Annotated in this window: 23 protein-coding genes and 1 tRNA gene; 17 read left to right on the forward strand and 7 right to left on the reverse strand. The window is 70.1% G+C overall.

Annotated elements, in window-relative coordinates; all coding sequences use genetic code 11:
* Positions 1 to 5: 5 nt before the first annotated feature.
* From ACQPZG_RS20635 to ACQPZG_RS20655, 5 genes are read left to right on the forward strand one after another with little or no spacing between them, the layout of a single operon-like run.
* Positions 6 to 605: a 4Fe-4S dicluster domain-containing protein gene (locus tag ACQPZG_RS20635; RefSeq protein ID WP_362417721.1), complete on the forward strand. Its 600-nt coding sequence runs from the start codon at positions 6 to 8 to the stop codon at positions 603 to 605.
* A complete protein-coding gene (locus ACQPZG_RS20640) occupies positions 602 to 1,288 on the forward strand; it encodes a Rieske (2Fe-2S) protein (RefSeq protein WP_433547221.1) in 687 nt (228 codons plus the stop codon). Before ACQPZG_RS20635 ends, ACQPZG_RS20640 begins: the two co-directional genes overlap by 4 nt.
* Positions 1,285 to 1,731, forward strand: coding sequence for a hypothetical protein (locus ACQPZG_RS20645; protein ID WP_433547222.1), 447 nt, complete (start codon positions 1,285 to 1,287; stop codon positions 1,729 to 1,731). Before ACQPZG_RS20640 ends, ACQPZG_RS20645 begins: the two co-directional genes overlap by 4 nt.
* A gap of 5 nt (positions 1,732 to 1,736) precedes the next feature.
* Entirely contained in the window at positions 1,737 to 3,167 is a 1,431-nt protein-coding gene (locus ACQPZG_RS20650) for an MFS transporter (protein ID WP_433547223.1), read from the forward strand.
* 52 nt (positions 3,168 to 3,219) lie between these two features.
* On the forward strand, positions 3,220 to 3,423 hold the full coding sequence (locus ACQPZG_RS20655) for a hypothetical protein (protein ID WP_433547224.1): 204 nt from the start codon (positions 3,220 to 3,222) through the stop codon (positions 3,421 to 3,423).
* A 13-nt stretch (positions 3,424 to 3,436) separates the two neighbouring features.
* Here ACQPZG_RS20655 and mscL read toward each other — a convergent pair whose 3' ends face one another.
* The 6 genes from mscL to ACQPZG_RS20685 all read right to left on the reverse strand — a co-directional run bounded on the left by mscL (position 3,437) and on the right by ACQPZG_RS20685 (position 9,221).
* Positions 3,437 to 3,904, reverse strand: a complete 468-nt coding sequence (mscL, locus tag ACQPZG_RS20660; protein ID WP_433547225.1) for a large conductance mechanosensitive channel protein MscL — start codon at positions 3,902 to 3,904, stop codon at positions 3,437 to 3,439.
* A 156-nt stretch (positions 3,905 to 4,060) separates the two neighbouring features.
* Positions 4,061 to 4,645, reverse strand: a complete 585-nt coding sequence (locus ACQPZG_RS20665; RefSeq protein ID WP_433547226.1) for a hypothetical protein — start codon at positions 4,643 to 4,645, stop codon at positions 4,061 to 4,063.
* Positions 4,646 to 4,798: 153 nt separating this feature from the next.
* Positions 4,799 to 5,671, reverse strand: a complete 873-nt coding sequence (locus ACQPZG_RS20670) for an S-methyl-5'-thioadenosine phosphorylase (RefSeq protein ID WP_433547227.1) — start codon at positions 5,669 to 5,671, stop codon at positions 4,799 to 4,801.
* A gap of 79 nt (positions 5,672 to 5,750) precedes the next feature.
* Positions 5,751 to 6,101 carry an FmdB family zinc ribbon protein gene (locus tag ACQPZG_RS20675; protein WP_433547228.1) on the reverse strand — a complete coding sequence of 117 codons (351 nt, stop codon included), beginning with the start codon at positions 6,099 to 6,101 and terminating at the stop codon, positions 5,751 to 5,753.
* 66 nt (positions 6,102 to 6,167) lie between these two features.
* A complete protein-coding gene (locus tag ACQPZG_RS20680) occupies positions 6,168 to 7,460 on the reverse strand; it encodes an MFS transporter (protein ID WP_433547229.1) in 1,293 nt (430 codons plus the stop codon).
* 228 nt (positions 7,461 to 7,688) lie between these two features.
* Positions 7,689 to 9,221, reverse strand: coding sequence for a potassium/proton antiporter (locus tag ACQPZG_RS20685; RefSeq protein WP_433547230.1), 1,533 nt, complete (start codon positions 9,219 to 9,221; stop codon positions 7,689 to 7,691).
* 231 nt (positions 9,222 to 9,452) lie between these two features.
* Here ACQPZG_RS20685 and ACQPZG_RS20690 point away from each other — a divergent pair, with 231 nt between their 5' ends.
* Positions 9,453 to 12,395 carry a penicillin acylase family protein gene (locus ACQPZG_RS20690; RefSeq protein ID WP_433547231.1) on the forward strand — a complete coding sequence of 981 codons (2,943 nt, stop codon included), beginning with the start codon at positions 9,453 to 9,455 and terminating at the stop codon, positions 12,393 to 12,395.
* 187 nt (positions 12,396 to 12,582) lie between these two features.
* Here ACQPZG_RS20690 and ACQPZG_RS20695 read toward each other — a convergent pair whose 3' ends face one another.
* Positions 12,583 to 13,236, reverse strand: coding sequence for a 5-formyltetrahydrofolate cyclo-ligase (locus ACQPZG_RS20695; RefSeq protein ID WP_433547232.1), 654 nt, complete (start codon positions 13,234 to 13,236; stop codon positions 12,583 to 12,585).
* Positions 13,237 to 13,339: 103 nt separating this feature from the next.
* On the opposite strand from ACQPZG_RS20695, the gene galU reads away from it, so the two are divergent.
* The 11 genes from galU to ACQPZG_RS20750 all read left to right on the forward strand — a co-directional run bounded on the left by galU (position 13,340) and on the right by ACQPZG_RS20750 (position 23,749).
* Entirely contained in the window at positions 13,340 to 14,242 is a 903-nt protein-coding gene (gene galU, locus ACQPZG_RS20700; RefSeq protein ID WP_433547233.1) for a UTP--glucose-1-phosphate uridylyltransferase GalU, read from the forward strand.
* Between the two features lie 3 nt (positions 14,243 to 14,245).
* Positions 14,246 to 15,604 (forward strand): molybdotransferase-like divisome protein Glp, encoded by a 1,359-nt coding sequence (glp, locus tag ACQPZG_RS20705; RefSeq protein WP_433547234.1) that lies wholly within the window; start codon positions 14,246 to 14,248, stop codon positions 15,602 to 15,604.
* Between the two features lie 106 nt (positions 15,605 to 15,710).
* Positions 15,711 to 16,190: a cyclic pyranopterin monophosphate synthase MoaC gene (gene moaC / locus ACQPZG_RS20710; RefSeq protein ID WP_433547235.1), complete on the forward strand. Its 480-nt coding sequence runs from the start codon at positions 15,711 to 15,713 to the stop codon at positions 16,188 to 16,190.
* A gap of 335 nt (positions 16,191 to 16,525) precedes the next feature.
* Positions 16,526 to 17,050, forward strand: coding sequence for a MogA/MoaB family molybdenum cofactor biosynthesis protein (locus tag ACQPZG_RS20715; protein WP_433549479.1), 525 nt, complete (start codon positions 16,526 to 16,528; stop codon positions 17,048 to 17,050).
* Positions 17,047 to 17,673 (forward strand): GNAT family N-acetyltransferase, encoded by a 627-nt coding sequence (locus ACQPZG_RS20720; protein WP_433549480.1) that lies wholly within the window; start codon positions 17,047 to 17,049, stop codon positions 17,671 to 17,673. The genes ACQPZG_RS20715 and ACQPZG_RS20720 overlap by 4 nt, the downstream gene beginning before the upstream one ends.
* Before the next feature lie 137 nt (positions 17,674 to 17,810).
* A complete protein-coding gene (gene sepX, locus ACQPZG_RS20725) occupies positions 17,811 to 19,178 on the forward strand; it encodes a divisome protein SepX/GlpR (RefSeq protein ID WP_433547236.1) in 1,368 nt (455 codons plus the stop codon).
* A gap of 75 nt (positions 19,179 to 19,253) precedes the next feature.
* A tRNA-Ala gene (locus tag ACQPZG_RS20730) sits at positions 19,254 to 19,327 on the forward strand.
* Between the two features lie 800 nt (positions 19,328 to 20,127).
* The gene (locus tag ACQPZG_RS20735) at positions 20,128 to 20,805 is read left to right on the forward strand and encodes a sensor histidine kinase (protein ID WP_433549481.1); all 678 of its coding nucleotides are present in this window, start codon (positions 20,128 to 20,130) and stop codon (positions 20,803 to 20,805) included.
* Positions 20,806 to 20,848: 43 nt separating this feature from the next.
* Complete coding sequence (locus ACQPZG_RS20740; protein WP_433547237.1) at positions 20,849 to 21,526, forward strand: response regulator; 678 nt, start codon at positions 20,849 to 20,851, stop codon at positions 21,524 to 21,526.
* Positions 21,526 to 22,485: a hypothetical protein gene (locus tag ACQPZG_RS20745; protein WP_433547238.1), complete on the forward strand. Its 960-nt coding sequence runs from the start codon at positions 21,526 to 21,528 to the stop codon at positions 22,483 to 22,485. The genes ACQPZG_RS20740 and ACQPZG_RS20745 overlap by 1 nt, the downstream gene beginning before the upstream one ends.
* A gap of 40 nt (positions 22,486 to 22,525) precedes the next feature.
* Positions 22,526 to 23,749: an MFS transporter gene (locus ACQPZG_RS20750; protein ID WP_433547239.1), complete on the forward strand. Its 1,224-nt coding sequence runs from the start codon at positions 22,526 to 22,528 to the stop codon at positions 23,747 to 23,749.
* The last annotated feature ends 26 nt before the right edge of the window (positions 23,750 to 23,775 follow it).

A 23,775-nucleotide genomic window follows, 5' to 3' on the forward strand; every position in this document is an offset into this window, starting at 1 on the left:
CAGCCATGATGGGTAAGACAATCTTCATTGACCCGGGTCGCTGCATCGGCTGTCAGGCCTGCGTCTCGGCCTGTCGCGAGTGCGACTCCCACCGCGGCAAGTCGATGATCCACCTCGACTACACCGAGCCCGGCCAATCCGTGGCCTCGCTCCCCACTGTCTGCATGCACTGCGAGGACCCGGTCGCACCCTGCGCCGAGGTCTGCCCCGCCGACGCCATCCTGGTGACCGCCGACGGGGTCGTGCAGCAGGCGGACACCACCCGCTGCATCGGTTGCGCGAACTGCGTCAACGCCTGCCCCTTCGGCGTACCCAAGATCGACCTGGAGGCCAAGCTCCAGATGAAGTGCAACCTCTGCTACGACCGCACCGCCTACGGCCTCGCCCCCATGTGCGCCACGGTCTGCCCGACCGGCGCCCTCTTCTACGGCACGCTCGAAGAACTCCAGGCCGAGAGGCCCGGCGTGCAGGTCGCCGACTCGTTCGCCTTCGGGGACGTGATGGTCTCCACCGGGGTCGCGATGGTCGTCCCCGCCGACAAGGTCCAGTGGCCGGTGCCCGGAGGGCTCCCGGTCGTCGAGGTGAACGGAGTCGACGTCCGATGAGCACCGTCCAGCCCCCCTCGCCGGGCGACACGGACATCCCTCCGGGGGCCGGCGACGCCCAGGCGGCCCTGCACGACCGGATCAGCGCCGACTCCCTCACCACCCGCCGCGACTACCTCCGCATCGTCGCCACCGTCTCCGGCGGCCTCGCCGTCGGCGGCCTGGCGGTCGCCGGGGGAGTGTTGCACCGGCACGGCGAACCCGACGGAAACGGCGTTCCCGAGGCGAAGAAGATCGCCGACGGCCTGCCTCCCGGCGAGTCGCTTTCCTTCCGCTACCCCGGCGAGGAGGACCGCGCGGTCGCCGTACGCCTGGAGGACGGCTCACTCGTGGGCTACTCCGCGGTCTGCACCCACCTCGCCTGCGCCGTCCTGTGGCGCAAGGACCGCGGGCGCGAGGGCGAGCTCTACTGCCCCTGCCACGAGGGGGTCTTCGACGCCCGCACCGGCGAGGTCACCGCCGGGCCACCGCCCCGCGGGCTGCCCAAGGTGGTCGTCGTCGAGGAACAGGACGGCAGCATCTGGGCGATCGGTACGACCCGCTCCGGCGAGAGCGTGGAAGCCGGCCTGTGCCGCCAGCTCCTCGGTGAACGACCGGACTTCGCCGCCCGCGTCGGTTGCCCGGGGGCCGCCACCGAGCAGCCCCCCGGTGTCGACCCCCGTCAGCAGAGCAGGCAGACATGACCCACCCGCATCTGCCCCCCAGCCCCGGCGACCTGCCGCGCCCGGAGACCTCCGACGGAGCGCCGCCCTTCCCGAACACCCCCGTCGGCGCCCCGTCCCACCGTGACTACCGCCCCGGCAGCGCCGACCCTCGCCTCAACCGGCCCGTCCACGAGCGCTACCCGCAGATCCGGGCCACCAGCGGTTACGGAGATCCCCGCGTCCGTCACACCGGGCCGGGGCCGGGCGCGGGGTCCGAGCAGGAGCCGGAGCGCTCCGCCAAACTCACCGCCCGCCTCGTACTCGCCCTGTCTGTGGTGATCGGCCAGCTCTGGGCCCTGACCATCACCGTCAACGAGTGGATGAAGGGAGACACCAGTACCGCCTGGTGGGGAGCAGGCTTCCTCTGCCTCTCCTTCCTCGCCGTCCTCCTCCTCTGGCTCCTCGACCCCAAGGACCGGTGACCTCCATGTCGACGGCAGCACCCGCCCGGGAAGGCCAGGGGCCCGGCGCCGACACGTACAGACCCGGCACGACGATCAACGACTGGCGCCCCGAGGACGAGGCCTTCTGGCGGACCACCGGTCACAGGGTCGCCAAGCGCAATCTGTGGGTCTCGGTTCCCGCACTGATGCTGGGCTTCGTCGTCTGGCAGGTATGGTCGGTCACCGTCGTCAAGCTGGGCGACGTCGGCTTCGACTACTCCAAGTCCCAGCTCTTCTGGCTGACCGCCGTCCCCGGCATCACCGGCGGCACCTTCCGGATCCTCTACACCTTCATCGGGCCGATCTTCGGCGAGCGCAGGTTCACCGCACTCTCCACCGTCATCCTGATCGCTCCGATGCTCTGGCTCGGCTTCGCCCTCCAGGACACCAGCACCCCGTACTGGGAAATGGTGCTCATCGCAGCGGTCTGCGGTCTCGGAGGCGCGAACTTCGCCTCCTCGATGGCGAACATCGGCTTCTTCTTCCCGAAACGGGAAAAGGGCAACGCCAACGGCATGAACGGTGGCCTCGGCAACCTGGGCGTGTCCGTCGTCCAGCTCGTCGCCCCGCTGGTCATCACGGCCGCGGTGCTTCTGGCCCCGGCCGGCGGCCCGCTGAAGAGCAAGGAGACCGGCGAGGACGTCTGGCTCCAGAACGGCGCCTTCCTCTGGGTACCGCTGCTGGTGATCATGGCCCTGCTCGCCTGGTTCCTGATGAACGACCTCAAAGTCGCCGCGGCCCCGTTCAGCCAGCAGAAGATCATCTTCAGGCGCAAGCACAACTGGCTGATGACCTGGCTGTACGTCGGGACCTTCGGTTCGTTCATCGGCTTCGCCGCGGCTCTGCCCAACCTGATCCACACCACGTTCACGCCGATCGATCCGGACTACTCGGCCACCACGTACGCCTGGATCGGTCCGCTGGTCGGGGCCCTCGCCCGCTGGGGCGGCGGCTGGCTCTCGGACAGGATGGGCGGCGCCCGCGTCACCATGCTGTCCTTCGTCGGCATGGGAATCGCCCTGGTGGTCGTCATCACCGCTCTTCCGCACAGCGGCGACAACGGCAACTTCTGGGTCTTCTACGCCGGCTTCCTCGTCGCGTTCCTCTTCTGCGGACTGGGCAACGGGTCGACCTTCCGGCAAATTCCGGTGATCTTCCGCGAACAGCACCTCCAAGAGGTGGAGGGCAAGGGCGAACAAGCGCGGGTGGCGGCGCTCAAGCAGTCCGAGATGGAGGCGGGCGCGGTCACCGGTTTCAGTTCCGGTGTCGCCGCCTACGGCTTCTTCTTCATCCCCGCCATGTTCGCGAATTTCCCCGTGGTCAACTCGCTCTGGGTGTTCGTGGCCTTCTACGTCACGTGCCTGGCCGTCTGCTGGTGGTTCTACGCCCGTAAGGGTGCCGAGGCCCCCAGCTGACCGGGCGATCGGCTCCGCAGGTCGGGTCGGCTCTGCGCCGTACCCTTGAGGGATGAACACCTCCGACCACGCCGCCCCGGCGCCGGCCCGCCCCGAACCGGCGACGGGCCCCCCACCCAAGCTGATCTTCGACGATCCGCTGGACCAGCAGTCGTCGGACGACTCGGACCGGGGCTGGGGCGACCGGCCGACGGCGAGCGGCGGTACGACGGACCTCGCCCGCTTCCTCGACGAGAAACCGCCGCACCACGTCTGATTCGAACGCCGTCCTACGGGTTGCTTTGCCCCGAGCGGCGCTGGGCGACCAGGACGTCCCTGATCTCCTTCAGCAACTCGATCTCGGTGGCCTCCATGACCTCCTCGGTCGCCGCCTTCGCCTTCTCCCGGGCGGCCCGCCTGGCCAGGTACTTCGCCATCGGCAGCACCATCAGGAAGTAGACGACGGCGGCGGTGATCAGGAAGCTGAGCGCCGCGCTGAGCACGGAGCCCCACATGATCTGAATCCCCTCGACGGTGCCGTCCGGGGCCTTCCCGCACGTCGTGAGACAGGAGCTGTACTTCTCCAGGTCCTGCGTGCCGAAGGCGCCGACAAGGGGGTTGATCACGCCCTTGACGATCGAGTTCACAATGTTGGTGAACGCAGCACCGATGACCACAGCAACCGCGAGATCGATCACGTTGCCGCGCATCAGGAAGGCTTTGAAGCCTTCCAGCAGACTGGTCTTCTCGTCGCTCACGAATGAGCCTCTTTTCGCATGTGCAGGGGGCTGAGCAGACTTCTCCGCCACTTAAGGCAGCACCTGTGGCCGCTGTCCAATCTGCCAACCCGTATCGGTGACCGGACTGTTCGTCAGTGCAATTCGGTGCACGAACTGCGCAGGAAACGCAAAGAGTCAGCACACCGTCACCGCCAGCCGCGACGTCGCTCCCGCGCCCGCCAACTGCGTTGCCGTGGCACGGGGGACGGACAGCACCACCAGGGCACCGCCGTCCGGTGAGCCGCCCCAAGACACCTCCCCGGGCCGCGGCACGTCGGCCACGCGAGCCCCCGACGCCACCACCCTCGCCGCCGAAGGCTGCGCGCCGGACGATGAGTCGGCGGACGCGATCACGTCGACCCGGTCCCCGCGTCGCAGCAGCCGTACCGTCGCCGCGTCCGCGATCCGCACCGGTGCGGACACCAACTCCGCAGGCGTCACCGCCCGGCGGCCGGCCGATACGTCCGCATCGGCGGCCTGCGTGTGTGCCCCCGTACGGTCCGCGGCCCGTGGCACCGAGGTCACCAGTACCGCGGCGGTCACCGCGAGCCCTGCCGCCACCACCCGTCGCCTGCGCCGCAGGATCCGTCGCAGCCTGTGCCGACCGCCGCCACCACGTACCCGCAGAGGTGCGAACTCCGGCACGCCGCACGGCTCGGGAGGTGGCAGGGACAGAGGGAGCGAGGGAAGCAGCGAGGCAGGAAGCACAGGGGAGGACATGGAGGATCACCGCCTGGTTCGTGAGGGGTGCTCGGTCTGAGCTCCACTCACGATCCCTGCCTCCTGCACATCCCGCTGATACCTGTGTACAGACCGCCGGCTGTGGACAAGCCCCTCACTCCCGCGAGCGACACGCGGAGGGGAATCCGGCCTTCAGGGAAGCGCGATCCCCGTCTCGATCCCGTCCAGCGCATGCGCGCACAGACAGTCCCGCGACGCGTTCGACGGCAGTCCTGCCACCGCGTCGAACAGCACACCGCGCAACCGGTCGACATTCGCGCCGAACACCTTCAGCACCTCCTCGTGGCTGACGCCCTCACCCGTCTCCGCGCCCGCGTCCAGATCGGTGACCAACGCCATCGACGTGTAGCAGAGCCCCAGCTCACGCGCGAGGACCGCCTCGGGGTGCCCGGTCATGCCGACCACCGACCAGCCCATCGACGCGTGCCACAGCGACTCGGCCCTGGTCGAGAAGCGCGGCCCCTCGACGACCACCAGCGTCCCGCCGTCCACCGGCTCCCAGCTCTGCCCACGCGCGGCGGCCAGTGCCGTCGTGCGGCCCACCGGGCAGTACGGGTCGGCGAACGACATGTGCACGACCTCGGGAAGCTTCCCGTCGACGGCGCTCTCACCGTCGTAGTACGTCTGCGCCCTGGCCTTCGTACGGTCAACCAGCTGATCGGGCACCAGCAGCGTGCCCGGTCCGTACTCTGTCCGCAGTCCGCCGACCGCGCACGGCCCGAGCACTTGGCGCGCGCCCACCGAGCGCAGCGCCCACAGGTTGGCCCGGTAATTGATCCGGTGCGGCGGCAGGTGGTGGCCGCGCCCGTGCCGAGGGAGGAACGCCACCTTCCGGCCGGCGATCTCGCCCAGGAACAACGAGTCGCTGGGCCGGCCGTAGGGGGTGTCCACCTCCACCTCGGTCACGTCCTGCAGGAAGGAGTAGAAGCCCGAGCCGCCGATGACGCCGATCTCCGCCTGCCGGACTTCGCTCCGAGGGGACTGTGCCTGCGCTGTGTTCGCCATGGCCGTCACCCTAGCCCCGGCCCGAAACGCCGGAGCCCCCGCCGTCCAGGACGGCGGGGGCTCCGGGAAGAAACGATTCTCAGGCGGCCGAGGACGACCCCGAGGAGGAGCTCGACGAACTCGCAGAGGACGACGTCGACGACGAGGACGCGGACGACGAAGCTGCGGGCTTCGAGTCCGACGTGCTGCCCGACGTGGACGACGCAGCGGCCTTCGAGGCCGAGGACGACGCGGCCGTGCTGCTCGACGACGAGCCACGGCTGTCGTTCCGGTAGAAACCTGAGCCCTTGAAGACGATGCCGACCGCAGAGAAAACCTTCTTCAGGCGTCCCTGGCAGTTCGGGCACTCGGTCAGTGCGTCGTCGGTGAACTTCTGAACGGCCTCAAGGCCTTCGCCACACGCGGTGCACTGGTACTGGTAGGTCGGCACTTGCTCCTCCTGGCACTCTCACTCGTTGAGTGCTAACGACGGTCCATAGTGACGTATTCCGCTGGATCAGTCCACCGTGACCGGCACGCGGTGACCCACGCCACGCGCCGCGACCCTTCCCGCCGAGGGCGGCAGCAGTCGCGAACGCAGCACGATCAGCACGGTGAGCGCGAGGGCCGTGCCGCCCAGCGGGACCAGGAAACCGGCGGTCGACCCGAACGCATCGGTCAGCCGCCCGGCGACCGTCACGGCCATGGCCTGCCCGAACGCCACAGCGCCGGTCAGCCAGGTGAACGCCTCGGTGCGCGCGGTTGCCGGGACCAGCGTCTCCACCATCGTGTAGCCGGTGATCAACGCGGGCGCGATGCACAGGCCGACCAGGAGACCGAGTCCTGCCAGCAGCGGCACGGAGTGCACGGCCCACAGCCCCGATGCGAACAGGGCCAGGCCGGCGTAGCCGGTCATCAGGCGGCGACGCGGGCCCACCTTCCAGGCGATGGTGCCGCAGGCGACGCCCGCCAGCATGTTTCCGGCCGCGAAGACTCCGTACAGCAGCCCGTTGATGCCCGGGTTGCCGATCTCTTCGGAGAAGGCCGTCAGCGAGACCTGCATGCCGCCGAAGACGGTGCCGATGCCGAGGAAGGCGACAGCCAGGACGCGCACGCCCGGTACGGACAGCGCGGAAGCGTGCTTGACGCGCGCTTGACCCTTGATGTGGCTCGGGGCCGGCTGGGTGCGCTTCTGCGCCGCGAAGAACAGTCCGCCCGCCAGAGTCAGCGTCGCCTCGGCGATCAGCCCTGCCGCCGGGTGCACGCCTGTGCACAGGGCGGTGGCCAGCACGGGGCCGACCACGAACGTGAACTCGTCCGTCACCGATTCGAAGGCCGCGGCCGTCGACATCAGCGGCGAGCCGTCCAGCTTCGCCGCCCAGCGCGCCCGCACCATCGGACCGACCTGCGGCACCGAGGCGCCGGCCGGAACCGCCGCCGCGAACAACGCCCACATGGGCGCGTCGGAGAGCGCGAGAGCCACCAGCGCGCCGACGGACGCCGCGTGCACCAGCACGCCGGGCAGCAGGACCGCCCGCTGGCCGAAGCGGTCGGCGAGTTTCCCGCTCTGCGGGGCGAACAGCGCCATGGACACACCGGTGACGGCAGCGACGATGCCGGCGCTGCCGTACGAGCCGGTGGTGTGCTGCACCAGCAGCACGATGCCGATGGTCAGCATCGCGAAGGGCTGCCGGGCCAGGAAGCCGGGGATCAGGTAGCCCCACACCCCGGGGGTGCGCAGCAGCTGCCCGTAGCTGGGGCGCTTGCCGCTTTTGGGCGCGGTGGCGTCGGTCGTGACCGTGTTCGTCACGGCCCTTGCCTTTCTGCCGCCTGGTAGCGCTCCCCTTGCACGTACGGTCGACATGTCGCCGTACATGGGCACGCATTGCGTGCGGGATCCGCCGAGAGCTGTCCTCTTGCGCAGGACCGGCGGTAGATACCAGGCCCCCCGCCACGAGTTCATGCGGTAGGAGGCGGCCGCCGTGCGGTCGCGCCAGCTCTGCGTCAGGCAGAGTTGGTCGATCAATTCACCTTCATGTTACAGGTGCTTCCGGGTGAAGGGCCTTGCTTTCGGAGATTTTCCTCCTGTGCGGGCCGGAGCGGGTTCCTCACCCGTGCCCAGCCAGTCCGCCAGCTTGCCGCCCTGGCCGACCGCGCGCAGCCGCCTCTCGGCCGCGTCCCGCACCGGGTCCGTGGCCACCACCAGCAGTTCGTCCCCGCGCTGGAGGACGGTCGTCGGCTGCGGTACGAAGCTGGTGCCGTTGCGGACGACCAAGGTGACGGCGGCGCCGGGCGGCAGCCGCAGCTCTCCCACCTCCACGCCGTGCATGCGCGATTCCCCGGGGACGGAGACCGACAGCAGGTGTCCGCGCAGCCGCTCCAGCGGCGCGGATTCGATGCCGAGGTCGGCCGCGGTGTCCTCGGACTCCTGGAGGCGCAGACGCCGTGCCACCCAGGGCAGCGTCGGCCCCTGCACCAGTGTGTAGACCACGACCAGGACGAAAACGATGTTGAAGATCTTGTCGCTGCCCTCGATGCCGCTCACCATGGGGATGGTGGCGAGCACGATGGGCACCGCACCGCGCAAGCCGGCCCACGACAGAAGTGCCTGTTCGCGCATCGACGTGCGGAACGGCAGCAGGCTCAGGAGTACGGACGCGGGCCGGGCGACCATGGTCAGGACAAGGCCGACGATGATCGCCGGCCAGATGTCGGCGACGAGTTTGTGCGGCGTGGCCAGCAGTCCGAGCAGCACGAACATGCCGATCTGTGCCATCCAGCCGAGCCCGTCGGCGAAGCCGCGGGTCGCCGCCCAGTGCGGCAGTCCCGCGTTGCCCATGATCACTGACGCCAGGTAGACGGCGAGGAAGCCCGAGCCGTGCGCCATGGCGCCCGCCGCGTACGCCGTCACCGCGATGGCCATCACGGCGATCGGATACAGGCCGGAGGCGGGCAGGGCGACGCTGCGCAGCCCGAGCGAGCCCAGCCACCCCACCGCGAGGCCGATGGCCGCGCCGATCGCGAGTTCCAGCCCGATCTCGCCGAGCAGGTGGTACCAGCTCTCCACGGGGCCCACCGTGGAGAACGCGACGACCAGAATCACCACCGGGGCGTCGTTGAATCCCGACTCCGCCTCCAGCACACCGGTCAGCCGGCCAGGCAGCGGCACTTTGCGCAGCACCGAGAAGACGGCCGCGGCGTCCGTCGAGGACACCACCGCGCCGATGATCAGCGCCTGCCGCCAGTCGAGACCGACCAGGTAGTGCGCGCCGGCCGCGGTGATCCCCACGCTCACCGCGACACCGAATGTCGACAGGACGACTGCCGACGGAAGTGCCGGTTTGATCTCTTTCCACTGCGTCCCCAGGCCGCCCTCGGCCAGGATGACGACGAGCGCCGCGTAGCCGATCACCTGAGTCAGTTCGGCGTTGTCGAACGCGACGTTGCCGATGCCGTCCTGGCCCAGTGCGACGCCGATTCCGAGGTAGATCAGCAAGCTGGGGAGGCCGGTGCGGGAGGACAGGCGCACCGCCGCGACGGCGACCAGGAGGACGACGGCACAGATGAGCATGAGTTCGTTGAGCTGGTGGACAGTCAGGGGCCGGTCCTTTCCTGGGGCCTGCCGGATCGTTCCTTCCGACGGCGAGGTAGTTTCATTACCTTACCTAATCTTTGACGCTTCCTTAACGCCGCACCACTGCTGCCCCTTGGGGTGTTCCGGAGACCGAGTCGGGAGCGGTACAGGGCTGCGCCTATGGTTGCTCCAGCACTCCAGGACCACCCTGCCCCGCGAAGGACAGCGATGCCCGCCACCACCACAGACCCTTCCGGAGCCGCCCCCACCGGCAAGAAGAAGAGGGGGCGTCGCGCTCGTCTGCTCGTGATCGTGCTGGTGCTGGCGATCGTCGCGGGCGTCGGTTACGGCGCGTACTGGGGCGTGAGCACCGTGCGGGCCTCGTTCCCCCAGACCAGCGGCGAACTCACGCTCGACGGTCTGACGGGGCCGGTCGACGTGAAGCGCGACGCCAACGGCATCCCGCAGATCTACGCCTCCTCCGACGCCGACCTCTTCCGTGCCCAGGGCTTCGTCCAGGCACAGGACCGCTTCTGGGAGATGGACGTACGCCGGCACATGACGTCGGGACGTCTCTCGGAGATGTTCGGTGAAGGTCAGGTGGAGACCGACGCCTTCCTCCGCACGCTCGGCTGGCGGCAGGTCGCGCAGCAGGAGTACGACACCAAGCTGTCGCCGGAGACGAAGAAGTACCTCCAGGCTTACGCGTCCGGGGTCAACCAGTACCTCAAGGGGCGTTCCAACAAGGACATCTCCGTCGAGTACGCGGCCCTCGGCTTCAAGTACGACTACACGCCCGAGGAGTGGACCCCGGTCGACTCGGTGGCCTGGCTCAAGGCGATGGCCTGGGACCTGCGCGGCAACATGCAGGACGAGATCGACCGCTCGCTGCTGGCCGGCCGTCTGGACCAGAAGCAGATCGCCGACCTGTACCCGGCCTACCCCTTCGACCGGAACAAGCCGATCGTCGAAGAGAACAAGGCCAAGTCCGGCAGCAGCGGCAACGGCCTGTCCGGCAACGGCACAGGCATCAACAACGGCGCAGGCAACAACGGCACAGGCATCAACAACGGCACAGGCAACAACGGCGCAGGCATCAACAACGGCACAGGCACCGGTAGCAGCGGCGGCACCGACAACGGCACAGGCACCGCCGGAACCGGTACGGGAAGCGGCACCAGCAGCACCGCCGGAACCGGAACCGGCACGGGCACGGGCACCAGCACCGGCGGCAGCGGCGATTCCGTCGGCAGCGCCACCCAGAACCTCAACACCCAGCTCTCCCGCATCTCCGACGCCCTCGACAAGGTCCCCGCCCTGCTCGGACCCAACGGCAACGGCATCGGCTCCAACTCCTGGGTCGTGTCCGGCGCGAAGACGACGACCGGTAAACCGCTCCTCGCCAACGACCCGCACCTCGCCCCGCAGATGCCGTCGCTCTGGTACCAGATGGGCCTGCACTGCCGCCAGGTCAGCGCCCAGTGCCAGTACGACGTCGCCGGCTACACCTTCTCCGGCATGCCCGGCGTGGTCATCGGCCACAACCAGAACATCGCCTGGGGCATGACCAACCTGGGCGCCGACGTCACCGACCTCTACCTGGAGAAGGTCGGCCCGAACAACACGTACCTGTACGACGGCAAGGAGAAGCCGTTCCGGACCCGCGAGGAGACCATCAAGGTCGCCGGCGGCGAACCGAAGAAGATCACCGTCCGTTCCACGGACAACGGTCCGCTGGTCTCGGACCGCGACTCCCGGATCGAGGCGGTCGGCCAGAAGGCGCCCGTCGACAACGCCGCCCCCGACCGCGGCAACGGCTACGCCGTCTCGCTGAAGTGGACGGCGCTGGAGCCCGGCAGGTCCATGGACGCCGTCTTCGAACTCAACAAGGCCAAGGACTTCACGGCGTTCCGCGCAGCCGCCGCCCATTTCGAGGTGCCGTCCCAGAACCTCATCTACGCCGACACCGCGGGCAACATCGGCTACCAGGCCCCGGGCTCGATCCCCGTCCGCAAGGGCGGCCGCGACGGCAGCATGCCCGCCGCGGGCTGGCTTTCGAGGAACGGCTGGCAGGGCTACATCCCCCAGGACGAGCTGCCGTACGAGTACAACCCCCGTCGCGGCTACATCGTCACCGCCAACCAGGCCGTGATCGATCCCAAGAAGGACAAGCTCTTCCTCACCAAGGACTGGGGCTACGGCGCCCGCTCCCAGCGCATCAACGACCTGATCGAGTCCAAGACCAAGGACGGCGGCAAGATCAGCTCGGACGACATGCGCACCATGCAGATGGACAACAGCAGCGAGATCGCCAAGCTGCTCACGCCCTACCTGCTGAAAATCGACATTTCCGACCCGTACATCCGTGAGGCGCAGAAGCTCCTCGAAGGCTGGGACTACACCCAGGAGTCCGACTCGGCGGCCGCCGCCTACTTCAACGGCGTCTGGCGCAACATCCTGCGGCTCTCCTTCGGGAACAAGCTGCCGAAGGAGCTGCGGGTCGAGGGCTCCTGCCTGTACGTGCGCTCCGCCGACGGCTCCGGCCCCGTCGACGACCTCGCCAAGCCGACCCGCGAGTGCGGTGAGCGCGACGGTGACAGCGCACAGCCCGACGGCGGCGACCGCTGGTTCGAGGTCGTCCGCAAGCTCGTCAAGGACGAGAAGAGCGACTGGTGGTCCTCGCCCGCCTCCCGCACGGACAAGGCCACCACCACCCGTGACGAGCTGTTCGCCCGTGCCATGGAGGACGCCCGCTGGGAGCTGACCGCCAAGCTCGGCAAGGACATCAGCACGTGGGAGTGGGGCCGCCTGCACCAGCTGACGCTGACGAACCAGACCCTCGGCGTCGAAGGCCCCGGCTTCGTCCAGCACCTCCTCAACCGCGGTCCCTGGAACCTGGGCGGCGGCGAGGCCACCGTCAACGCCACCGGCTGGAACGCAGCCGGCGGCTACGAGGTCGTCTGGGTTCCCTCGATGCGCATGGTCGTCAACCTCGGCGCCCTCGACAAGTCCCGCTGGATCAACCTGACGGGCGCCTCGGGCCACGCGTACAGCCCGAACTACAGCGATCAAACGGACATGTGGGCCAAGGGCGAACTGCTCGACTGGCCGTTCAGCAGGGAAGCGGTCGACAAGAGCACCAGCGAGACCCTGGTCCTCAAGCCGGCCTAGGACGGCGGGTGGCCCGCCTCGCGGCCACCGCCCCCGAAGCCCCCCGTCCCCTGCAAGCCACCACCTGCCCGTAAGCCACCACCTGCCCGTAAGCCACCACCTGCCCGTAAGACACCACCTGCCCGTAAGCCACCCTCCGCCGGGCAGCCGACCACCGCCCGCCCGCAGATCACCACTCGCCGGGCGGTCACGGCCCGAACCGGCGTACGCCGCCGGGCGTCACCACCGCGTGAACGGGGTGGTCGTGGGGTTCCGCCGGAACCTTCGCGACTACCTCGTTCTCGTACAGCAGCACCACCAGCCGCGCCCCGCGCTCCGGCGCCCGCGCCCCCTCCGCCGCCGCTACGCGTGCGTGCGCGCGTGCCCCCTCTGCCGCCTCGCGCTCCAGGCGCTCCAGTACCCGGTCGTAGGACCCGCCGCCGCGCCCCAGCCGCATCCCCCGCCCGTCCACCGCGAGCCCCGGCAGCAACACCGCCTCCGCCTCCCGTACGGCCTCCACACCGAGCCTGGGCCCGCCGGGCTCCCACAGGCCGCGTCCGGCCCGTACAAGTCCGTCCACGCCCTCGTACGCCGCCCAGTCGAGGTCGTTGTCGGGCAGTAGGACCGGGAGCAGTACGCGCACCCCGCGCGCGTGCAGCTCCTCCAGCAGTACGCGCGTGCCGGGCTCGCGGCCGACCGAGACGTACGCGGCCACCGTGCGCGCCCCGGCCAGTTCCGGCAGCTCCCCCGCGCGCCGGGCGAGAACCGCGGCGGCCTCCCGTGCGTCCTCCTCGGACAACAGGCGTCTCGCGGCCAGAAGTTCCCGGCGCAGTACGGACTTCGCAGCCGCCGTTGTGGTCATCTCTTCTCCACTCGAAGCCACTTGGCCTCCACTATTCGCTCATACAGCAACAAAGTGTCCGGAACCCGACCTTCCGTACCGCAGCAGCCGATATCGTTCCGGCATGACTCAGGCGCACCGCAGAATCAGCAAGGCTGTCATTCCGGCAGCGGGACTGGGCACCCGCTTCCTTCCGGCGACGAAGGCCACTCCCAAGGAGATGCTGCCCGTCGTCGACAAGCCCGCGATCCAGTACGTGGTCGAGGAAGCCGCCGGGGCCGGACTCTCCGACGTCCTCATGGTGACCGGCCGCAACAAGCGCCCGCTTGAGGACCACTTCGACCGCAACTACGAGCTGGAGTCCGCCCTCACCAAGAAGGGCGACGCGGACCGTCTGGCCCGTGTGCAGGAGTCCAGTGACCTGGCGACCATGCACTACGTCCGCCAGGGCGACCCCCGGGGCCTGGGGCACGCCGTCCTGTGCGCCGCCCCGCACGTCGGCGACGAGGCCTTCGCCGTCCTCCTCGGCGACGACCTGATCGACCCCCGCGACCCCCTCCTCGCCCGCATGGTCGAGGTCCAGCAGACGTACGGCGGCAGCGTCGTCGCCCTCATGGAGGTCGACCCCGCACAGATCCATCTCTACGGATGTGCGGCCGTCGAACCGTCCGGGGACGGCGACGTCGTCAAGGTCACCGGCCTCGTCGAGAAGCCCGGACCGGAGGAGGCCCCCAGCAACCTCGCGGTCATCGGCCGGTACGTCCTGGACCCGGCGGTCTTCGGGATACTGCGGGAGACGGCGCCGGGTCGCGGCGGCGAGATCCAGCTCACCGACGCCCTCCAGAAACTGGCCGAGGACGAGAAGGTCGGCGGCCCTGTGCACGGCGTCGTCTTCAAGGGACGGCGCTATGACACCGGGGACCGCGGGGACTATCTTCGGGCGATTGTCAGACTCGCATGCGAACGTGATGACCTGGGCCCGGACTTCAAGACCTGGCTTCGCAGTTACGTCACCGAGGAGATGTAGCAAGTGAGCACCACCGAAGCACCGTCCGCCGCCTCCCCCGACAACGGGAGCGGACCCGACCGCGTCTGGTCGGTGGACGAGCACCTGGACGACGTCCTCGGCGCGATCCACCCGTTGGAGCCCATCGAGCTGCAACTGCCGGACGCGCAGGGCTGTGTACTGGTCGAGGACGTCACCGTTCCGCTCGCGCTGCCGCCCTTCGACAACAGCTCGATGGACGGGTACGCGGTCCGGGTGGCCGACGTCACCGGCGCGAGCGCGGAGTTCCCCGCCGTGCTCACGGTGATCGGTGACGTGGCGGCGGGCTTCGGTGGCGCCCGGGACATCAACGTCGGTCCCGGCGAGGCCGCCCGCATCATGACCGGCGCCCCGCTCCCGCCCGGCGCGGAGGCGGTCGTTCCGGTCGAGTGGACCGACGGCGGCAGCGGCGGCGGCCCCGCCACCACCATGCGCGCGGCGGGGGCCCACCCCGACGACTCCACCGGCGAGGTCCGCGTCCACCGGCCTGCCGAAGCCCGCGCGCACGTCCGCGCGGCCGGCAGCGACGTCAAGGCCGGCGACACGGCCCTCGAAGCCGGAACGGTGCTCGGCCCGCCCCAGATCGGCCTGCTCGCCGCGATCGGCCGGCCCTCCGTCCTGGTCCGCCCGCGGCCCCGCGTGGTCGTGATGTCCACCGGATCCGAGCTGGTCCAGCCCGGCGAGAAGCTGGAAGCGGGCCAGATCTACGACTCCAACAGCTTCACCCTCACCGCCGCCGCACGCGCCGCCGGAGCCATCGCCTACCGCGTCGGCGCGGTCACCGACGACGCCGACGAGCTCCGCGCCACCATCGAGGACCAGCTCGTCCGCGCCGACCTCCTGATCACCACGGGCGGTGTCAGCGTCGGCGCGTACGACGTGGTCAAGGAGGCCCTGGCCTCCGTCGCCGACGAGGACGAACCCGGCAGCGGTGTCGACTTCCGCAAGCTGGCCATGCAGCCGGGCAAGCCGCAGGGCTTCGGCTCCATCGGGCCCGACCACACCCCGCTGCTCGCGCTTCCCGGCAACCCGGTCTCCTCCTACGTCTCCTTCGAGCTGTTCGTCCGCCCCGTCATCCGCGCCCTGATGGGGCTGAAGGACGTCCACCGCACGACGGTCCGCGCCACCCTGGAGGCGTCGGAGCCCCTGGCGTCGCCCGCAGGGAAGCGCCAGTTCCTGCGCGCGACGTACGACGCCGCCGCGGGCACCGTCACTCCGGTGGGCGGTTCCGGCTCCCACCTGATCGCCGCCCTCGCGCACGCGGATTCGCTGCTCGTGGTTCCCGAGGACACCACCGCCGTGGAGCCCGGCACGGAAGTCGGAGTGGTCCTGCTCACGCAATGACCCGCCGGTGGCGGTACGGTGTCTGCCGCTGCGCCGTGGCAACGACTGCCAACGTCTGCCCACGACTGCCGAGGCAACGACCGGCGCCGGAACGCGAGGCGGAGACATGAGTACGCAGAGCAGGCTGACGCACATCGACGAGGCCGGTGCGGCCCGGATGGTCGACGTCTCCGAGAAGAACGTGACCACCCGCACCGCGCGTGCCAGCGGCCGCGTCCTCGTCGCACCCCGAGTGATCGAACTCCTCCGTGGCGAGGGCGTCCCCAAGGGCGACGCCCTCGCCACCGCCCGCATCGCCGGCATCATGGGCGCCAAGCGCACCCCAGATCTGATCCCGCTCTGTCACCCGCTCGCGGTCTCCGGCGTCAAAGTCGACCTGTCGGTCGCCGACGACGCGGTGGAGATCCTGGCCACCGTGAAGACCACGGACCGTACGGGCGTCGAGATGGAGGCCCTGACCGCCGTCACCGTCGCCGCCCTCACCGTGATCGACATGGTGAAGGCCGTCGACAAGGGCGCGGTCATCACGGACGTACGGGTCGAGGAGAAGACCGGCGGCAAGTCCGGCGACTGGAACCGCTCATGAGCACCTGGCACCTGACGTTCTCCCCGACCGTCTCCACGCAGTCCACGCAGTCCACGCACGCCACGCACGCCACGCACGCCACGCAGACCACGCACGCCACGACGCCAGCCGCATCGACGGACGCCACGGGACCGTCCGTCGCCCCCGTGGGCCCGCCCGGAACGGGGGGCTCCGGGGTCACCACCCGCGTCACGGCCCTCGCCCCCGACTCACCGCTGAGCACCGACGCCCCCGTCTCCGAGGCGCACGCGCACCCGCGGACCATTCCCGGGCCCGTCTCCGAACCCGGCTACCAGTCGCAGGTACCGGGCGAACCCGCGCACGCGGGCCCCGACGTGCGCCCGTACCGCGCCCTCGTCGTCACCGCCTCCAACCGGGCCTCCGCCGGCGTCTACGCCGACAAGGGCGGCCCCCTCGTCGCCGAGGGACTGACCCGGATGGGCTTCACCGTCGACGGACCGGTGGTCGTTCCCGACGGCGACCCCGTCGAGGCGGCCCTGCGGGACGGCGTGGCCGCCGCGTACGACGCGATCGTCACCACCGGCGGCACCGGCATCTCACCCACCGACCGCACCCCCGACGCCACGCGCAAGGTCCTCGACCACGAGATCCCCGGCATCCCCGAGGCCATCCGCGCCGAAGGCCGCCCGCACGTTCCCACGGCATCCCTCTCCCGCGGCCTGGCGGGCGTGGCGGGCGGCGGTACGACGCTGATCGTCAACCTTCCGGGGTCCACCGGCGGCGTCCGTGACGGCCTCGCGGTACTGGACCGGATCCTGCTGCACGCCGTCGACCAGCTCCGCGGCGGCGACCACCCGAGGACCGGTGGACCCGCCGGTTCCTCCGGAGGTCCCCACTGAACGGCTCCGTCTGGCCCGTAGAGCTGGTGGACGGTGACGTCGCCCTCCGTCCGATAAGAATGCGCGACCAGCGGGCCTGGCGCGAGGTCAACCGGCGCAACCGTGACTGGCTCCGCCCGTGGGAAGCGACCATTCCGCCACCCGCACCGCTGGGCCCGGTAACCCACCGGCCGACCTACCGTCAGATGGTGCGCCACCTGCGGGCGGAGGCGAACGCCGGCCGGATGCTGCCGTTCGTCATCGACTACCGAGGTCGACTTGTCGGCCAGCTCACCGTCGCCGGCATCACCTGGGGCTCGATGTGTTCCGGGCACGTCGGTTACTGGGTCGACCGGGACGTGGCAGGCCGGGGCGTCATGCCGACCGCGGTGGCGCTCGCCGTCGACCACTGTTTCCGCAGCGTGGGCCTGCACCGCGTAGAGGTGTGCATTCGCCCGGAGAACGGCCCCAGCCGCCGCGTCGTCGAAAAGCTGGGTTTCCGTGAGGAGGGCCTGCGCCCGCGCTACCTGCACATCGACGGCGACTGGCGTGACCACCTGGTCTTCGCCCTGACCTCGGAGGAGGTGCCCGAAGGCGTCCTCGGCCGGTGGCGGCGCCGTTCCACCTCGCAGAGCGATCTCTAGGGAGTAGAATAAATGTTCGAATATCTCTGTAGCTGGAATCCCGCGCACCTAAAAAGTTCGGAATATCAGACAGATACGTACGACACACCGGCCCAATTGGCCGATGCCTCCCTTCGGGCACCTCTACGGTGTGGGGTGTGAGCAGCAGCGGCCTGATCTACGCAGTCATTGTCGGGGCCTGGGCCGCCTACTTGGTGCCGATGTGGCTCCGCAGGCAGGACGAACTCAACGAGGCCCGTCCGACGGAACGCTTCAGCACCGCCATCCGACTGCTGTCCGGACGGGCGGCCATGGAGCGCCGGTACGCCAAGGAACTCCGACAGCGCGACGCCGAGGACGTCCACGGCGACCCGGACGGTGCGGACGGTAGGGAGCCCGGCGACCCCGACGCCCGGAACAGTGCGGATACGGCGACCGATTCGGTCGACGTCCGCGCCTTCGCGACGCCCCCGGCCAGGACCGAACACCCGGCCCCGGCCCGTCGGCAGTCCGCGCGCGAGCACGCGAAGGCCCCCGTGCGGGAGTCCGTACCCGAGCCCGAGCCGGCGCGCGACGCTCCTGCGCACGACCACGCCTCGCGTGACCACTCGTCACCGCATCAGTCGGCGCGCGACCGGTCCACGCGTGACCAGGTGGCCCGCGAGCCCGAACGGCAGCGCGAGAAAGCCGTTCCCGTCCAGTCGGCCCGGGAGCAGTCGGCCTCCGCTGAGCGGGCCCGCCGCTCCAAGGTGCTCGCCCGCAGGCGGCGTACCACCGTCATGCTCTTCGCCGCGTTCACCCTCGGTGCGATCGTCGCCGCCGTCGGCGGCCTCGCCTACCTCTGGGCGCCCGGCGTCCCGGCCGTCCTCCTCAGCGCGTACATCGTGCACCTGCGCGGCCAGGAGAAGCGCCGGTTCGTCTTCACCATGGACCGCCGTCGCGCCGAACTCGCCGCCCAGCGACTGCGCGAACAGCGCACCCAGCAGGTCCGCCGCCCCGCACCGCCGTCGCAGCAGACGCCGCCCGCCCCCGGCGAGCTGCACCCGCACCAGCCCCACCAGCAGTCGCACCAGCGACACCCCCGCCAGCAGCACGCCCACCCGTACCGTCGTCCCGAGCCCGGCGAGCGCCCCGAGCCGGAGCCCGCCCCCGTCGTCTCCCCCCAGGAGGCCGGCCGGCGGGCTCTGGTCGAGCAGACCGACCACGCGGAGTGGGTCGACCAGCAGCGCGAGCGCGAGCGAGGCGCCGCCCGCGGCGAGAGCTGGGAGCCGGTGCCCGTCCCGCTTCCCACGTACGTCACCGCCCCCGTCGCCCCGCGCGCCAACGGCGACCTCGACCTCGGCGCTCCCGACACCTGGAGCGCCGCCCGCTCCAGCACCGCCGACCCGACGCCTCCCGCCGAGGACGTCCCGTCCTCGGCCGAGCGACGCCCCTCCGCGGGTCGCCGCTCCCGCGACCGCGGCCGCACCCCGCTCTTCGACCAGTACGACGATGACGACGAACGCCCCCGTGCCGCCAACGAGTGACCCGCCGCAGGTGAGGGGCGTCGGAACGGATTTCCAAGCACCCCGCAGGAGGTGCTAGAGTTCATCTCGTTGCAAGGGCCTGTGGCGCAGTCTGGTAGCGCACCTCGTTCGCATCGAGGGGGTCTGGGGTTCAAATCCCCACAGGTCCACAACAAGGATCGTTCTTGAGTGTGCTCAGGATCGGTTCGCGAGTCCCGTCCGATCATGTTGATCGGGCGGGACTTCGTCGTTTCCGGGGCCCGTCGTGAGGTCTGGGGTGCGCAGCTTGTGCCGGACGGGCACGGGCACGGGCGTGAGCCGTAGGGCATGTGGGCGTGGTGCGTCCGCCCACGGCAGCAACCGGCCGGCCGCAACCCTGTCGGCCGCGACCGGCCGGCCGCGACCCTGTCGGCGGCAACCTGTCGGCCGCAACCCGGTCAGCACCGAAGCGGCCGGCACCCACCGCGGACGTTCCCGCTCCCCGGGCGCGCTTCGAGCTCGTCCGGCAGCTCGTGGCTCCGGAAGTTCTCCGCCCCGTCTTGCACCGCGCTCGACGCCTTCGCCCCCAAGCCTGGGTGTCTGCGCGGCGATGCCCCGTTGCGGTCATGAAGTTCCCTTTCGGGCACTGATCAAGGCTGGGGAAGGAGGTCACGGCGTGGTAAAGGACACATCGCATTCTGGATGTTTGGCCCTCTGGCGGGGCCGCCCGGAGGTGCACGCGTCTCTTCCGTCCTCCCAGGCGGACGATCGTCTCGTATGGGTGGCCGGAAGATCTCTTTACTTTTCCCGTCTTGATGCGTGCTAAGGGATCTGGATCCAATGGAACGCTCTGACCAGGTGCATCGGCCACTGGAAGCTGTTCCTCATGACTCATCACATACGTGCGGCCACACCGCAGTTGCGAGCCGCGAGACGACCGTCGGTCACACAGCACAAGGGGGACCCCACTGCATCGCTCCCGCCGGTGGCCATGGATGCGCCGGGGTGGGACGCGCCTGGTGCCAGGTACTTCGCGGACGCCCATGTCCGGCGGCACGAGCGGCGCAACGCGTTGCACACCCTGCAGGGACTGAGGGAGCTCGCACGGTACGCCGAGAAGCAGCCCGAACTGTTCGCCGCCTCCACCGGCGCCCCACTCGCCGAGATCGGCGAGATCAACAAGCGGGTCGGCGACCCCCTGCTCCGTGCCCAGCTGGTAGGCAAGCTGCTGGCTGCCGCGGAACACGGAGTGGAGCTGCGGCTCGGCCCCGGGTCCTGCCTGCCCGACTCCGTCGGGGGCGCGGGTGAGGTCGCCACCGTTCTCGGCAACCTCATCGACAACGCCATGGACGCGGCCGTGAAGACCGGCCGCCCCGGGCCCCGTGTGGAGGTGGCACTCCGTCAGGAACAGGGCGTCGTCGAACTGCGTGTGACCGACAACGGTCCTGGCGTCGCCCCGCACCTACGGCAGTGGATATTCACCCGGGGGGCCACCACCAAACGGTCCGCGTCGGGGCGGCCGCGGGGGATCGGGCTCGCGCTCGTCCTGGCCATCTCACGGGAACGCGGCGGATCGGTCGCGGTCACCGACAGGGAGGAGGGCGGTGCCGTCTTCACCGTGCGAATGAAGGCGGTGTCAAGGCGCTCAGCGGCGCCGGCCGGCGTGTAGGCGCCGGGCAGTCTCAAGAATTCTGTACCAATCGGGGGGACCGATGATCAACGTGCTCGTTGTCGACGACGATTTCTACGTGGCGAAGATAAACGCCCATTACGTGTCCGCGGTGCCGGGCTTCCGTGTCGCGGGCATCGCGCACAGCGCCGCTCCCGCCTTCGCCGCCGTCGAGCGCGGCGGCATCGACCTGATCCTCCTCGATCAGCATCTGCCGAACGAGAGCGGACTGTCCCTCACCCGGCGGCTCCGGCGTCTGGGTCACGACATCGACGTCATCATGGTCACGGCCGACCGTCGGTCCGAATCGGTGCGCGAGGCACTTCGCGCCGGCGTCCTGCACTATCTCGTGAAGCCGTTCACCGGCGACGGGCTGCGCAGCAGGCTGGAGGCATACGCCCACCTGCGCGGCACCATCGACGACGCCACGGAGATGGACCAGGCCCGCATCGACCGGACGCTCGGCACCCTGCGCACCGCCGAGGCCGAGCACGCCATGCCCAAGGGGTACTCGGAGCGCACCGTCGAGCTGGTTTCGCGCATCGTGAGGGAGCACGGGAGCGACCAGCAGCTGTCCACCCAGGAGGTGTCCGAGCTGGCGGGGATCAGCCGGTCCACCGCCCAGCGGTACCTGAAGTTGCTCGCGGAGAGCGGCAAGTTGCGGCTCACCCTGCGGTACGGCGACAGCGGGCGGCCCGAGCACCTGTACACCGGTGTGTGATGGCGGCGTACGACAGTGGACTGCACGCGTGGTTCCAGCAGTACTTCGTCGTCTCCGGCCGGCTGCCGCTCCTCTCCTTCCTCCTCGGGCTGCTCGGCGCGTTCATCGGGATCCGGGTCAGTGTCCGGCTGATCCGTGCAGAGGCGCGCTGGTGGCCGGGGAACGTCCGGCTGGGCGGTCTCCATGTCCACCACGTGGTCTTCGGCGTGGTCTTCATGGTGACCGCGGGCGTCGCGGGGTTCGTCGTGCCGGACGGGATGACGGTCTGGCGCACCGCCCTCGCGGTGCTGTTCGGCATCGGCACCGGGCTCGTTCTCGACGAGTTCGCGTTGCTCCTGCACCTGGAGGACGTCTACTGGACCGAGCGCGGGCGCATCTCCCTCGACGCGGTCTTCGCCGTCGTCGCGCTGAGCACCATGGTGCTGATGGGGTTGCGCCCGCTCGGCCCGTACGGCTGGTGGGCCTCCGGTCGGGAGGAGAGCGTCACGCGCTTCGTCCTCGCGGTGGCCGGCGCCCTCCTCCTCGTTGTCGTCACCCTGCTCAAGGGCAAGACCTGGACCGGGCTGGTCGGCATCTTCTGGCCGCCGCTGCTGGTCGTCGGCGCGCTGCGGCTCGGCCGGCCCCGGTCGCCCTGGGCGCGCCGGCGGTACGGCACCCGGCATCCGGGCAAGCAGGCGCGTGCGGAAGCGCGGGAGCGCAGGCTGCGGGTGCCCATGGTGGCCGCCAAGGTGCGCGTCCAGGAACTGGTCGCCGGGCGGCACGACCTGCCGGACCCCGTTCCTGCGCCGCCGCGACGAGCGCGGGGGTGCCCGCCCCGGCTTCCACGCGCCGCCGCGCGGCCCTGGTCGGGCCGTGGCACCCGTCAGCGGAGCGGCCGTTGGATTTACGAGCAGAACAGGCTTTCCGCAGTCAAATCGGTTTGCGCCCACAACGGTGGCGGGGCTCCGCCCATGACCTAGCCTCCCAACGAATCCTCGGCGATCGACAGGAAACCGATCCGTGCTGTCTCGTGTTCTCCCCCCGCCCGGCCCTGCCCGGATGCTCACCTTCATCACCATGGTGATGAGCCTGGGGCAAGGGCTGTGGATGGCCATCAACGCGATCTACGCGGTGACGATCGTCCGCCTCACACCGGGACAGCTCGGTATCAGCCTGGGTATCGCGGCCGTCCTGGTCCTCGTGTCCAGCATCCCGCTCGGTCATCTCGCCGACCGGGCGGGGCCGCGCACCGTTCAGCTGTGGTCGTTCCTGTCGCTGGCGCCGCTGACCGTCGCGCTGGTGTTCGTGCAGGGCTTCTGGTCGTACCTGCTCGTCACGTCCGTCCAGGGTCTGGCCTACCGGGCCGGCAACAACGCACGGAAGGCGATGATCGCGGCCAATGTGCCGCGTGCGGACCGGCCGCACGTCATGGCGTACATCCGGGCCGCGCTCAACGTCACCATGGCGATCGGAGCCTGCCTGGCGGGCCTCGTCCTGGTGTGGGGCGAGCGGATCGGCTACCAGGGCGCCGTCGTCTTCACCGCCTTCTGCTTCCTCGCCACCGGTCTGCTCACCCTGAAGGAGGCGCCGGTGGCGCCGGTGCCGGCAACGGCCGGCACCGCCTTCGCGGTGCTGCGCGACAAGCCGTTCCTGGCGTTCACCGTCCTGGACGGGATGCTCGTCACCCACGCCCTGCTGCTGGACCTCGTACTGCCCCTGTGGGTGATCCACCACACGGACGCCCCGCGCTGGATGAGCGCGGCCATCCTGCTCGTCAACACCGCCTTCGTGGTGGCCTTTCAGACCCGGGCCGCACGGGGCACCGGCGACCCCAGGTCCGCGTCCTGGGCGAGCCTGCAGGGCGCCGGCTGCGTCGCGGCCGCCTGCCTGATCTTCGCCACGACCAGCGGGACCGGGCTGCTGGCCTCCTGCGCACTCCTCGTCGTGGGCGCGCTGCTGCACGCGCTCGGCGAGATCCGGCAGGCGGCGGGCAGTTGGACCATCGTCTTCGACCTCGCGCCCAACCATGCCCAGGGCCAGTACCAGGGCATGTACAAGATGGGCGGCGACATCGGCAAGATGTTCGCTCCCGCCGTCCTGACCTGGCTGATCATCGGCCACGGCGTGATCGGCTGGATCGTCCTGGCCGTGTCGTACGCCGTGCTGGGCGCCGCCATGCCGGCCGTCGTGGCCCGCGGCACCCGCAGCCGGTCCACCGCCGAAGAAGCGCCGGCCGCTGCCTGAGGCGCGGCCGGACGCCTGCCCACCAG

The sequence above is a fragment of the Streptomyces sp. CA-294286 genome (assembly GCF_050947155.1).
Lineage (GTDB): Bacteria > Actinomycetota > Actinomycetes > Streptomycetales > Streptomycetaceae > Streptomyces.